Raw genomic sequence first — 13,158 nt, 5'->3', positions numbered from 1 at the left:
AAAAAGAAAGTAAATCCCGGGCGGGCTCTTTCCTCCATGCAATCTTTGGAAACCGCGCCAAACAGGCTCTATTGTAAAGACGTGCCGGCGCAGAAAAAGTTGCAGGCCGCCGAAAAGTTTGCAAACTTTTCGGCGGCCGCCCGGTATTTATTCCTTTGTATCTCCCAACCGCTCCTTCAGGGGGCTGTCCAGCGCGTTCTGAATGGCCGCGCCATCCTTATATTTCTGGACCGCCACGGCGGTTTCCCGCACCGGGGCGATGGTGCCCGCGCCGGCGACGCAGCCGCCGGGACAGGCCATGCCCTCCAGCAGATAACCGTCCCGTTTTCCGGCCTTTGCAAGGGTAAGCATCTTGCGGCACTCCCGCAGTCCGTCGCCATAGTCAATCAACATCTCCCGCTCCGGGTCGATGCGCTTCACGGCCTCCACCACCGCGGCGGCCACGCCGCCGCCCACCGCGAAGCCCCGGCCCGCGCCGGTCGCCACGGTGAAATCGTCCGCCGGGTCCTCGGGGAGCTGGGAAAAATCAATTTCCTTGGCGTCAAACATGCCCTGAAGCTCTTCAAAGGTCAGCACATAGTCCACGTCGGACCGGACGGATTTGCGGTTGGCCTCCAGCTTTTTCGCGGCGCAGGGGCCGATAAAGCAGATGCGCGCGCCGGGATGTTCCTTTTTCACCATCCGGGCGGTAATCACCATGGGGGTGAGGGCCATGGAAATATAATCCTTGAAATCCGGAAAAAGCTTTTTTGCCATCATGCTCCACGCGGGGCAGCAGGAGGTGCCCATAAAGGGCTGCTCCGCCGGAACCTTCTCCAGAAAGTCCTCCGCTTCCTCAATGGTGCACAAATCCGCACCCACGGCCACCTCCACCACGTCGGCAAAGCCGCAGCGGCGCATGGCAGCCTTCAGCTTTGCCGGAGAAGCGCCCTTTCCAAACTGGTTGACAAAGGCGGGGGCAACGCAGGCAATCACCCCGTCATGGCGCTTCATGGCATGAATAATCTGAAAAATCTGGCTCTTGTCCGCGATGGCGGCAAAGGGGCAGTTTACCAGACACATGCCACAGGAGACGCACTTGTCATAGTTGATTTTGGCCCGGCCCCGCTCGTCGGATTCAATTGCGTCCATCCCGCAGGCGGCGGCGCAAGGCCGTTCCAGATTGCTGATGGCGTGGTAGGGACACTGGTTGACGCAGCGGCCGCACTTGATGCACTTGCTCTGGTCAATGTGGGAGTGCTTCATCTCGTCAAAATAAATCGCGTCCCTGGGGCAAACCGCCTGACAGGGATGAGACATACAGCCCTGACAACTGTCAGTCACCCGAATCCGCTTGGTGGGACACGCGTTGCAGGCAAATGAAATTACGTTTACCAGCGGTTCTTCAAAAAATTTGTCATCCGCCGATGCGGCCTCCTCGATGCCCGCGCTGGCGGGAGCCCGCACATCCACGGGCTGAAGCGGCAGTCCGCAGGCCAGCCGGACGCGCTCCTGTACAATGGCCCGGGCCAAAAAGACGTTGCTGCGATACTGAGAATCCTCTCCGGGGACAATCCTATAAGGAATCATGTCAACGCGGGAATAGTCCCCGCCCTCATAGGCAATCTTTGCCACCTCGGTAAACACGTTCCGCCGGATATCATCTACGGCGCTGTGAATGCCACGCACTGTTCTTTTCCTCCAAATGTTCGTTGTTCGTTTCGATCTTTCCTCATGTGCCCTAGATTATACAGGAGAGGGCAAATAACTGCAAGTGAAAAGTCTGACAATGTGGTTAAAATCCGTTAAAAACCTGACGGAACTTGTGCACCTTTTTCGGCATTCGCTTAGCCGCGCTTTTTCAGCATTTTTTCCGGGGCACGGAAGAGACTTTTTATCGCTGTATTATAAAAAATTCAGCTTTTCTTAAGAAATTTTTACTATTCTGTTTCTGATAAAAAGACAGTCAGCGCGGTGCAGATTGACCTGACGGCCGCAAAGCTTTATAATAGATGCATTTATATGCTTTGTCCGCCGTTTTGGCGGCGCAAGCTCCGAAAAGAAAGGGGTTCCCCATGAACACAAGACACAGGCGGACGCTTCTGCTTCTGCTCCTTGCCGCGGCGGTAGTGACGGCGGCGGTGCTGGCGATACAATCCGCGAAAAACCGCCGCAGTCAGGAAGGGGCCGGGTCTTCAGGCTCCTCCTCCGGCATAATGAGCGACGGCGCGGCTTATAAGGCAATTTCCTACCACAACGGCAACGCTACGCTGTCCTTCGCCCTGAATAAAGACGGGGAGTGGTACTGGACCGACGACCCGGACTTTCCGCTGAATCAGGATTATCTCAGCCAAATGATGAACACCCTCTCCACCCTGAAGCCCCAGCAGACCATTACGGACAAGGGCACGCCGGAGGATTATGGCCTTTCGGAGCCCACCCGGACACTGAGCGCCACCGCGGCCAACGGGCAGCTTACCACGCTGGCTTTGGGCAACGCCACTTCTGACGGAAACAGCTACTATATGCTGATGAATGAGTCGGAAACTCCCATTTTCATTATCTCCGACGAACTGGTCAAGGAGATGTCCGTGGGGATTTACGACATGCTTCTTCTCCCCGAACTTCCGGCCCTGACGGAGGACAAGCTGGGGTCCGTCACTCTGGCCGGGGCCGTGACGACCGAGCTATCCGCCTTCCGCGCGCAGGCTCAGCCCGATGAAGGCGGAGACGGGTCCTCTCCTGAAAGCGGAGGCAGCGTCACGTGGCTGTGTGACGGTGTCGACGTGACCGCCGACGAGCAGGTACAACGCGTGCTGGAACAGCTTTCAACGCTGCGTCTGGACGCCTGCGTGGACTACCGTCCCTCTGACGGAGCGGCGGCCCTGTGCGGCTTTGACGAACCCGCCGCCACCGTCACGGTGAACTACACCGGCGGCGGCAACACCGCACAAGCTCTGACATTGCTCATAGGCAATCCGGTGCTGGGCGGCGACGGTCGATACGTCCGGGTGAACGACGACTCTACCATTTACCGCATCGGAGAAGACAAGCTGGACGCACTGGTGGCGGTGGCAGGGAGCGGACTGGACGCAGCCTCTTCTTCCGGGGACTGAGCGCCGCTTTTTGCAAATCCGGCAGTTGAGGGAAGGGAACAGTTTCCCGTCCGTCTTTTGAATTTCTGTAAAGGGGGCGCTTTTCCATGCGCGTGTTGATTGTGGAGGATGAGGTGCGCCTTGCCGCGACGCTGCGGGACTTGCTGGAGCTGAACGGCTATACCGCCGACGTAAGCCACGACGGGGAGAGCGGGCTTGACAACGCCCTCACCTCTATTTACGACGTGATTTTGCTGGATGTGATGCTGCCAAAGCTCAATGGGTTTGAAGTGCTTCGCCGCCTGCGGGCAGAGGGGAGCGCCACCCCCGTGCTGATGCTCACCGCCCGCTCGGAGCTGGATGACCGGGTGCGGGGGCTGGACGGCGGCGCGGATTATTACCTCACAAAGCCCTTTGAGCCAAAGGAACTGTTGGCCGCCATCCGGGCGCTGACCCGCCGGACCCCCGAGCTGCGGGACACCGCCACCCTAACCTGCGGCGATTTGAAGCTGGAGCAGTCCACCTTCACCCTCTCCTGCGCGGAGCGGTCCGTGCGGCTGAGCCGAAAGGAATTTGACATGCTGGAAATGCTGATGTTGAATCAAGGTTTAGTGCTGACCAAGGAAAAGCTGCTGCTGAAGGTCTGGGGCTACGAGTCCGACGCGGAGGACAACAATGTGGAGGTCTATATCTCCTTTCTCCGCCGAAAGCTTCAACACCTGCGCTCCACCGCAAAAATCATCACCCTGCGCATGGCGGGATACAGTCTGGTTCCGGAGGAGGAGACGCCATGATCCGAAGGCTCAGGCTTCAGGTGGTGGCGGTTTGCATGCTGCTGGTGACGGCGGTTTTGGGCGGCGCGTTCTTTTTTATGTACACCGCCGCAAGAGAGAACATCCGCGACAGTACGCAGGAGCTTTTACGCCGGGTTGTCGTCCGCGATTCCCGCGTGGACCGGGGACAGACCGGGATCATGATTGGTGGGGATCAGGTGCAGCTCCCCTATTTCACCGTGGAGGTCTGGGGAAATACCGTTTACGTCACCGGCGGAACCTATTCCGACCTTGAAAACACGGACACCCTGCGGGAGATTCTGCAAAGCTGCATGGAACAGGAGCGGGAGACGGGAAATATCCCGGCCTACAACCTCCGTTACCTGCGGGTAAACAGCGGGTTTTTTCAGCGCATCGCTTTTGTGGACGTCTCCATGGAAACCGCGTCTCTGCAATCCATGATCCGCTCCACGCTGCAAATCGGGGCGGCAGCCCTGTTGATACTGCTGGGAATTTCCGTGCTGCTGGCCCGGCTGGTTACCCGCCCGGTAGGGCGGGCATGGAATCAGCAGCGCCAGTTTTTGTCCGACGCGTCTCACGAGCTGAAAACGCCCCTGACGGTGATTCTCTCCAACGCGGAGCTTCTGGACGGCGTTTCTTTGGAGGAGCGCCCCGCCCGCTGGGCGGACAACATTCTTTCCGAGGCACGACAGATGCGCTCTCTCGTGGAGGAGATGCTGACGCTGGCCCGGGCTGACAGTCTGACTCGCACGGGCGTGTTTTCCGAGGTTTCCCTCTCTGACGCGGCCACGGACTGCGCCCTTCTTTTCGAGCCGGTGGCCTTTGACGCGGGAAAATCGCTGGACTGTGAGGGCATTGACCCGGACGTGCTTGTCACCGGCGATGCGGACCGGCTGAAGCAGGCCATTTCCGTTTTGCTGGACAATGCCATTAAATACGGCGCGGAGGGGACAAGCATCTCCCTTGCGCTTCAAAAAACGGACCGGCAGGCAAGGCTTCAGGTTGCAAATCAGGGGCCTCCCATCCCGCCGGAGCAGCTTCGTCGCCTGTTTGAGCGGTTTTACCGGGCGGATGCCTCCCGGGGAGAACAATCCGGCTTCGGTCTTGGCCTTTCCATCGCTCAAAGCATTGCCGCGGAGCACAAGGGAACCTTACGGGCCGAGTCGGACGAAGCGTCCACCCGATTTATTCTCACGTTGCCCCTTCTGCGGAAATAACGACTCTCTTTGCGCGGCTGCGCGCCCGGAGTCCGGGCGCGCAACCGTATTTTTTATCTGGAAGCTTTCTTGCTTTTAAAAGCACGCATAATTTTTCCTTTCAGGGAAACCCTACCGAAAACAATATCGGAGGCGGATTATGGATATCACTCCCAAGGAATATGCGCAGCTTGTTAAGCAAGAATCGAAAAAATCCCCCATCGTAAAAAACACGGTTCTGGCCTTTGTTATCGGCGGACTGATCTGCGTTGTGGGCCAGCTGATTCTAAACGGCTGGGCTGCGGCCGGTCTCGACAAGGAGGACGCGGGCACCGCAACCTCCTGCACGCTGGTGTTTCTCTCCGCCCTGTTTACAGGGCTGAACCTTTATAACAAGCTGGCGAAATACGGCGGGGCAGGCACGCTGGTCCCCATCACCGGCTTTGCAAACGCCGTGGTTTCCCCCGCCATCGACTTTCGCAGCGAGGGGTTTGTCACGGGTATGGCGGCAAAAATGTTTCTGGTGGCGGGTCCGGTCATTGTATTCGGCACGCTGGCCTCCGCCATTTACGGCGTGATACTGATGCTTTTGAAGTAAGCCGCAAAAGCCCCTGCACTCCAAGAAAATACGCAAAAGAAAAGAGTCGGCGCAGCGGAGTGCGGCGGCTCTTTTTCCCTGTTTGGATGGTGGGAATTTGACGCGTATTTTCCGGCGGCTTTTGACGTTTACATAACAGTGTGGAAAACCCGGTGGAAAATGTGTAAAACCCAGAAATGCAGGTCAATTCCCGGGGTGACAAACGGATTATGAAAAATTCGGCTCCGGAACATTTCCGCCATAATACGCAATTTAGGATGGATAGTTTCCGCATTTACCCCAGTCTTGTATTTTTTAACAGCGTATGGTACGATAATTCCGAATCAGAGGACAAAACGGAAAGGAAACAGGCAATGGCGTCAAAAAAGGACTATGGCAACGAAAGCATCTCCTCTTTGAAGGGCGCGGACCGGGTGCGCAAGCGCCCCGGCGTGATCTTCGGCTCCGATGGGCTGGAGGGCTGCGAACACGCGGTATTTGAGATTTTATCCAACGCCATCGACGAGGCCCGGGAGGGGCACGGCAGTCTCATCACCGTCACGTCGTACAAGGACGGCTCCATTGAGGTGGAGGACCAGGGCCGGGGCTGCCCGGTGGACTGGAACGAGAAGGAGAGCCGCTGGAACTGGGAGCTGGTATTCTGCGAGCTGTACGCCGGCGGAAAATACGACAACAACACCGGCGATAACTATGAATACTCCTTGGGGCTGAACGGTCTTGGCTCTTGTGCCACTCAATACGCCTCCAAATATATGGATGTAACCGTCCGGCGGGACGGGAAGAAATACACCCTGCACTTCGAGCAGGGTGAGAATGTTGGCGGCCTGCATGAGGAGCCTGCCGACCGGGGCAAGAAAACCGGCACCACTATCCGGTGGCTGCCGGATTTGGACGTGTTTACGGACACCGCCATCCCGGCGGAATACTTCACCGACGTGATGAAGCGTCAGGCCGTGGTAAACGCGGGCGTTTCCTTCCGCTTCCGCCGCGAGACGGAGACGGGAAAGTTTGAGACGGAGGATTTCGTCTATCAAAACGGCATTGTGGACTATGTGACGGAGCTGGCGGGGGAGGGAAGCCTCACCGCCCCCGTTTTCTGGGAGACGGAGCGCCGGGGCCGAGACCGGGCGGACAAGCCTGAATACAAGGTGAAGCTCAGCGCGGCTTGCTGCTTTTCAAACAAGGTGACCGTCACCGAGCACTATCATAACTCCAGTTGGCTGGAGCATGGCGGCAGCCCGGAAAAGGCGGCCAAGTCCGCCTTTGTCTCCGCGCTGGACCAGTATTTAAAACAAAACAGCAAGTACCAGAAAAACGAGAGCAAAATTACCTGGGCGGACATTGAAGACTGCCTGGTGCTGGTGTCCAACAACTTTTCCACCGCCACCAGCTATGAAAACCAGACGAAAAAGGCCATCACCAACAAGTTTGTGCAGGAGGCCATGACGGAGTTTCTGCGCAGCAATCTGGAGATTTACTTCATCGAAAACCCCTTTGACGCGGAGAAAATCGCCGAACAGGTGCTCATCAACAAGCGCAGCCGGGAGAGCGCGGAAAAGGCCCGGCTGAACATTAAAAAGAAGCTTTCCGGCAGCATTGATATCGCCAACCGGGTGGAAAAATTCGTGGACTGCCGCTCAAGGGACGTGGCCCGCCGGGAAATTTACATCGTGGAGGGCGACTCCGCCCTCGGCAGCGTGAAAATGGGCCGGGACGCGGAGTATCAGGGCATCATGCCCGTCCGGGGCAAGATTCTAAACTGCCTGAAGGCAGACTACGCCCGGATTTTCAAAAGTGAAATTATTACCGACCTGATGAAGGTGCTGGGCTGCGGGATTGAGGTCAAGGATAAGCACGTAAAGGATTTGGCGGAGTTTGATCTGGGGAACCTCCGGTGGAACAAGGTGGTCATCTGCACCGATGGTGACGTGGACGGATTCCAGATCCGCACGCTGATTCTTACCATGCTCTACCGTCTCACCCCCACCCTGATTCGCGAGGGGTACGTCTATATCGCGGAAACCCCCCTGTTTGAAATCCACAGTGGGGAAAAGACCTGGTTCGCCTATTCCGACAGGGAGAAAAACGATATCGTTCGGGATTTGGCCGGGAAGAAAATGAAGGTGGACCGGTCCAAGGGTCTGGGTGAGAACGAGCCGGAGATGATGTGGCTTACCACCATGAACCCTGAAACCCGGCGGCTCATTCGGGTGCAGCCCTCCGACCTTGACGAGACCGCCCGGGTCTTCGATTTACTGCTGGGGGACAACCTTCAGGGCCGGAAGGACCACATTGCGGAAAACGGCTTTAAATATCTGGAAGTGGCGGACATTTCCTGATGGGCTTGCCAGTTTTTGCGCCCACGCCCCACCATACCACAAGAAAGCAGGCGGCGGCCGCCGCAAATGAGGATTGATACGAATGCCAAAGAAGAAAAAACCGGAAGACGAAATCTCCCGGGAAGTAAACCCCAACGTCCTTGGCCTGCATGCCGCGGTGGAGGACCAGCCCATCGTGGATACGCTGGAAGTCAATTACATGCCCTATGCCATGAGCGTCATTGTCTCCCGGGCCATCCCGGAGATTGACGGGTTCAAGCCCTCCCACCGGAAGCTCCTATACACCATGTACAAAATGGGGCTTTTGACCGGCGGGCGGACCAAGTCCGCCAACATCGTGGGCCAGACCATGCGCCTCAACCCCCACGGGGACGGGCCTATCTATGAGACAATGGTGCGTCTCAGCGCGGGCTACGGCGCACTGCTGACCCCTTTTGTGGACTCCAAGGGCAACTTCGGCAAGGTCTATTCCCGGGACATGGCCTATGCCGCCAGCCGGTACACCGAAGCAAAGCTGTCGGCCATCTGCTCGGAAATCTTCCGGGACATTGACAGCGACGCGGTGGACTTTATCGACAACTACGACAACACGATGAAGGAACCTGCGCTCCTGCCCACCAGCTTTCCCAACATTCTGGTTTCCGCCAACAGCGGTATTGCCGTGGGCATGGCGTCCCAGTTCTGCGGGTTCAATTTAAAAGAGGTGTGCGACACCACCGCCGCCTATCTTAAAAACCCGGACTGCACCCTGACGGACACCCTTCTGGCTCCGGATTTTCCCACCGGCGGCGAGCTGATCTGCGAGCCGGCCGCGCTGGAGGAAATTTACCGCACCGGACGGGGCGGCGTGAAGGTCCGGGCCAAGTGGCGCTATGTTAAGGACCAGAATCTGATTGAAATTTACGAAATTCCCTACTCCACCAGCATCGAGGCAATTCTCGACAAGGTGGCAGAGCTGATTAAGGCCGGAAAAATCAAGGAAATTGCCGACATGCGGGATGAGACGGACCGCACCGGCCTGAAGCTTACCATCGACCTCAAGCGGGGCACGGACCCGGACCGGCTGATGTCCCGGCTCTTTAAAATGACCTCCTTGCAGGATACGTGCAGTTGCAACTTCAACGTGCTGATCGCCGGGATGCCAAAGGTTTTGGGCGTGCGGACGCTGCTGGAGGAGTGGTGCGCCTGGCGGCGGGAGTCCGTCCGCCGGAGAGTGTTTTTTGTTCTGGGCAAGAAAAAGGAGAAGCTGCACCTGCTCAAGGGTCTGCGCCGGATTCTGCTGGACATTGACAAGGCCATCAAAATCATCCGGGAGACGTCGGAGGAGTCCGAGGTTATCCCCAACCTGATGATCGGCTTCGGCATTGACCAAATTCAGGCGGAATATGTGGCGGAAATCCGTCTGCGGAACATCAACAAGGAGTATATTCTAAAGCGGGTGCAGGAAACCGACGCCTTGCAGGACGAAATTACGGACTTGGAGGACCTGCTGGAAAGCCCCCGGCGCATCAAGAAAGTAATTATCGACGAGCTGGAGGATGTGGCAAAGAAGTACGGCCAACCCCGCCGCACCGCGATTATTTACGGCCATGAGGTGGAGGACTTCCACGAGGAGGAGCAGGTGGAGGATTACCCGGTGAGCGTGTTCCTCTCCCGGGAGGGGTACTTTAAAAAGATTATCCCCGCCTCCCTGCGGATGAACAGCGAACAGAAGTTCAAGGACGGGGACGCACTGCGCCAGTCATTTGAAACCTCCAACGCCTCGGAGATAATGTTCTTCACCGACAAATGTCAGGTCTACAAGTGCCGCATCTGCGACTTTGAAGACGCCAAGGCCAGCGTTCTGGGGGATTACCTTCCCTCGAAGCTTGGGATGGACGGAGAGGAAAGCCCGGTCTTTGCCTGTCTGCCCGGAGACTATGCGGGCGCGCTGCTGTTCTTTTTTGAAAACGGCAAGGCGGCCCGGGTAAATCTTTCGGCGTATCAGACCACCTCCAACCGGCGAAAGCTGACGGGAGCCTATTCCGACAAGTCGCCCCTGTCCTCCATTCTGCGGCTGGACCGGGAGGAGGAACTGGCGGTTTATTCCAGCGAACCACGGGTTTTGATCTTCAACACCGCGCTGCTCTCTCCCAAAACCACCCGCTCCACACAGGGCGTGGCGGTGATGACCATGAAGCCCAAGTACCATTTGGAGCGGGCCGTTTTACTGGAAGAGAGTCCCGTCGTGAATCACAGCCGCTATCGCGTGCGGGCGGTGCCCGCCGCCGGATCGCTGCTTCGGGGGGAGGACTGCGAGGAAAAGCAGTTGGGACTGCTGGACTGATGCTCAATGCGCCGGGCTTTTAAGGCCCGGCAGAAGGCGCGGATGAGGGGAGACGGTTCATATTGTCAAGAAAACATTAAAAAGCTATGGGATTATGGCGCTGGGCTGTGTGATTTTTGCTCTGTCCTTCGATTGGTTTTTCGTGCCCAATCAAATTGGCGTGGGTGGCCTGACGGGGCTTGCACAGGTCATCAACGTCCTGCTGCCATGGGCCTCTGTGGGCATTGTAACGGCGATACTGAATATTCCGCTGTTTTTCCTTGGTTGGAAGCTCATCGGGCGGCATCTTTTGGTCTCCTCCCTGTTTTCGATGGTGGTCAGCTCTCTTGCCATCGACGGGATCAATTTGCTATACAAATTCCAGCCTATGGACACCATGCTGGCCTGCCTTATGGGCGGGGCCCTGATGGGCGTGGGGATGGGGATGGTTTTCACCCAGGGCGCCACCACCGGCGGCACAGACGTGATTGCCCGGCTTTTGGGACTGAAGTTCCCATGGCTCCCCATGGGCAGGCTGGTGCTGATTCCCGACTTCGTGGTGCTGGCGTTGGTGGCAGCGGTGTTTGGCAGCATCAACGCCGCGCTGTACGGGCTGGTGGCGCTGTTTGTCTCCACCGTGGTCATTGACAAAATTCTCTACGGTCTGGATGAATCCAAGGTGGCCTATATCATCTCTGATAGCTGGCGCAAAACTGCCGACGCCATTTTGGCGAGGGATCGGGGCGTGACGCTGCTCACCGCTTCGGGCGCTTTTACCGGAAATGAAAAGCAGGTTTTGCTGGTGGCCTTTAAGCAGCGGGAAATTGTGGAGATGAAGCGCATTGTCCACGAGGCGGATCCCTGCGCATTTATGATTGTCTGCAACGCCTACGACGTGCTGGGCGAGGGTTTCGGGGAATACAAGAAGGAGGATCTATAATATGGCGGATCTGAAGAAAGCAGCAAAAAATCTGGAGGAACGGGGCTTTTCCGTGCGTCTGTTTGAGACGGGAGCCGAAGCGGCGGACTATCTCGACGGGGCCATCGACGGGAAAACGGTGGGCTTTGGCGGCTCCATCACCCTGCGGGACATGGGCGTGTACGAACGGCTGGCGTCTCACAACAGCGTGCACTGGCATTGGAAGGAAACCCCCGTCTCCACGGGGGAGGCAGCAACGGCGCAGGTATACCTCTCCTCTGTCAACGGTCTGGACGAGGACGGAAACCTTATCAACATCGACGGCAACGGAAACCGGGTGGCCTCCATGCTTTACGGTCACGAAAAGCTCTATCTGGTGGCAGGCCGCAATAAGCTGGCGGCTACTTACGACGAGGCCCTGTGGCGCGCAAGGAACATCGCCGCGCCGAAAAACGCCCAGCGCCTGGATCGGAAAACCCCCTGCGCCGTCAAGGGCGACAAATGCTACGACTGCAAAAGCCCCGAACGCATCTGCCGGGGCCTTGCGGTGCTGTGGCGGCCCATCAACGGCATGGAAACCGAAGTCATTCTCATCGACGAGGATCTGGGCTATTAAGCCGGCCCGAAAACCGCCTTTGCAAGCTTACGAAAAATGCCGGTATCCGGCATAAAACCAAACGAGAAGGGAGGTGCGGACGGATGAAAAAAAGGCTGTGCTTTTTGCTGGCGCTGTGCTTTTTGCTCACCGGCTGCGCCTCTCTTCTGGATCGGGAATACAGCACGGCGGAGCCCCATTCCAACAAGTTTTGGGAGAGCGAGGCCACTGGCACCTTGCGTGCGGAAAACTATCAGGACATCGTCAATGACCTGATGCTTCTCATCGGAAGGCACACGGATCAGGCGGTCATCCGGTTTTACAGCTATGACGATAGCGTGAGCGTTGCCGACGCGCTGGAAAAGGCCGCCGCCGAGGTACAGCAGGAGACGGCCCTTGGCAGCTATGCGCTGGAGTATATCACCTCTTCCTCCACTGCCCAGCGGGGATATTACGAGCTGTCCGTTCAGCTTGGCTACCGCCGCACGGCGGAGCAGATTGCCTCCATCGTCAATGCCACCAGCGCGGCCGCACTGCAAAGTCTTTTGGCGGCGGCCCTGGACGATGAAAAAACGGAGCTGACGGTCCGCGTGGGCTATTGGCGGACAGAGGACCGCGACGCGGTCAATCAGACTGTGGAAACACTCCGCGTGGAGCGGGAGCTGACTCAAACGCCCGAGTGGGGCATCTCCTATTACCCTGTGGAGGGGCCCGTGGAAATGATCGAATTTAATCTGGCTTCGGAGGATGTCTCCGCGCAATCTGATGGAATTTCGCAAATTCCGTAAAAAAGAGTTGACAGGCAGGGTGTTCTTTGCTAGAATAACTCTTGCTTCGCGGGCATAGCTCATCTGGTAGAGCGCCACCTTGCCAAGGTGGAGGTAGCGAGTTCGAGCCTCGTTGCCCGCTCCAAAACTGAATGCCCACACCCTTGTGTGGGCATTCAGTTTTCCAGCTACCTTTAAATTTTGCTGGACTTTTTCCGGCATTTCGTATATACTATAAAATATCATGGTGACATAGCCAAGTGGTAAGGCAAGGGTCTGCAAAACCCTCATCCCCGGTTCAAATCCGGGTGTCACCTCCAGAAATAAAACTGAGACAAAGGTACAAAAATTTGTGCCTTTGTCTCGATTTCGTATTTAAGAAAAAACAAGATGCCCCCATAGTGATGGCGCATAGGACTGCACACCGATGCAGCCTCCCCGTCAAGTCCGTGTGGGGCCGCTCTCATCCCGCAGAGCGCAGCAGCTTACGCGCCGGCATTTTTCTTTTCTCTTGTAAATCGAATATTCCGTGTCAGCGCACAATTAAGGCGGTCTCCGGAAACATCTTCTC

Annotated in this window: 10 protein-coding genes and 2 tRNA genes; 11 read left to right on the top strand and 1 reads right to left on the bottom strand. The window is 57.2% G+C overall.

What is annotated here, in order from left to right; all coding sequences use genetic code 11:
* Positions 1-147 precede the first annotated feature (147 nt).
* On the bottom strand, positions 148-1,668 hold the full coding sequence (locus tag B2W96_RS02775) for a 4Fe-4S dicluster domain-containing protein (protein WP_293008335.1): 1,521 nt from the start codon (positions 1,666-1,668) through the stop codon (positions 148-150).
* Positions 1,669-2,054: 386 nt separating this feature from the next.
* On the opposite strand from B2W96_RS02775, the gene B2W96_RS02770 reads away from it, so the two are divergent.
* The 11 genes from B2W96_RS02770 to B2W96_RS02720 all read left to right on the top strand — a co-directional run bounded on the left by B2W96_RS02770 (position 2,055) and on the right by B2W96_RS02720 (position 12,907).
* On the top strand, positions 2,055-3,095 hold the full coding sequence (locus B2W96_RS02770; protein WP_293008333.1) for a DUF4340 domain-containing protein: 1,041 nt from the start codon (positions 2,055-2,057) through the stop codon (positions 3,093-3,095).
* A gap of 86 nt (positions 3,096-3,181) precedes the next feature.
* Positions 3,182-3,868 (top strand): response regulator transcription factor, encoded by a 687-nt coding sequence (locus B2W96_RS02765; RefSeq protein ID WP_293008331.1) that lies wholly within the window; start codon positions 3,182-3,184, stop codon positions 3,866-3,868.
* The gene (locus tag B2W96_RS02760; RefSeq protein WP_293008329.1) at positions 3,865-5,085 is read left to right on the top strand and encodes a sensor histidine kinase; all 1,221 of its coding nucleotides are present in this window, start codon (positions 3,865-3,867) and stop codon (positions 5,083-5,085) included. The genes B2W96_RS02765 and B2W96_RS02760 overlap by 4 nt, the downstream gene beginning before the upstream one ends.
* Positions 5,086-5,224: 139 nt before the next feature.
* On the top strand, positions 5,225-5,662 hold the full coding sequence (gene spoVAC, locus B2W96_RS02755; protein ID WP_293008327.1) for a stage V sporulation protein AC: 438 nt from the start codon (positions 5,225-5,227) through the stop codon (positions 5,660-5,662).
* Positions 5,663-6,015: 353 nt separating this feature from the next.
* A complete protein-coding gene (locus B2W96_RS02750; protein WP_293008325.1) occupies positions 6,016-8,001 on the top strand; it encodes a DNA gyrase/topoisomerase IV subunit B in 1,986 nt (661 codons plus the stop codon).
* Positions 8,002-8,083: 82 nt separating this feature from the next.
* On the top strand, positions 8,084-10,327 hold the full coding sequence (locus tag B2W96_RS02745) for a DNA gyrase/topoisomerase IV subunit A (protein WP_293008323.1): 2,244 nt from the start codon (positions 8,084-8,086) through the stop codon (positions 10,325-10,327).
* A gap of 94 nt (positions 10,328-10,421) precedes the next feature.
* Complete coding sequence (locus tag B2W96_RS02740) at positions 10,422-11,246, top strand: YitT family protein (protein WP_293008321.1); 825 nt, start codon at positions 10,422-10,424, stop codon at positions 11,244-11,246.
* Position 11,247: 1 nt separating this feature from the next.
* A complete protein-coding gene (locus B2W96_RS02735) occupies positions 11,248-11,841 on the top strand; it encodes a lactate utilization protein (protein ID WP_293008319.1) in 594 nt (197 codons plus the stop codon).
* Between the two features lie 83 nt (positions 11,842-11,924).
* On the top strand, positions 11,925-12,608 hold the full coding sequence (locus tag B2W96_RS02730; protein WP_293008317.1) for a hypothetical protein: 684 nt from the start codon (positions 11,925-11,927) through the stop codon (positions 12,606-12,608).
* A gap of 48 nt (positions 12,609-12,656) precedes the next feature.
* Positions 12,657-12,732 (top strand) — tRNA-Gly (locus B2W96_RS02725).
* 101 nt (positions 12,733-12,833) lie between these two features.
* Positions 12,834-12,907 (top strand) — tRNA-Cys (locus tag B2W96_RS02720).
* The last annotated feature ends 251 nt before the right edge of the window (positions 12,908-13,158 follow it).

Source organism: Oscillibacter sp. UBA6647 (genome assembly GCA_002455655.1).
Lineage (GTDB): Bacteria > Bacillota > Clostridia > Oscillospirales > Oscillospiraceae > Oscillibacter.
This window is presented reverse-complemented; position numbering and strand designations above follow the sequence as displayed.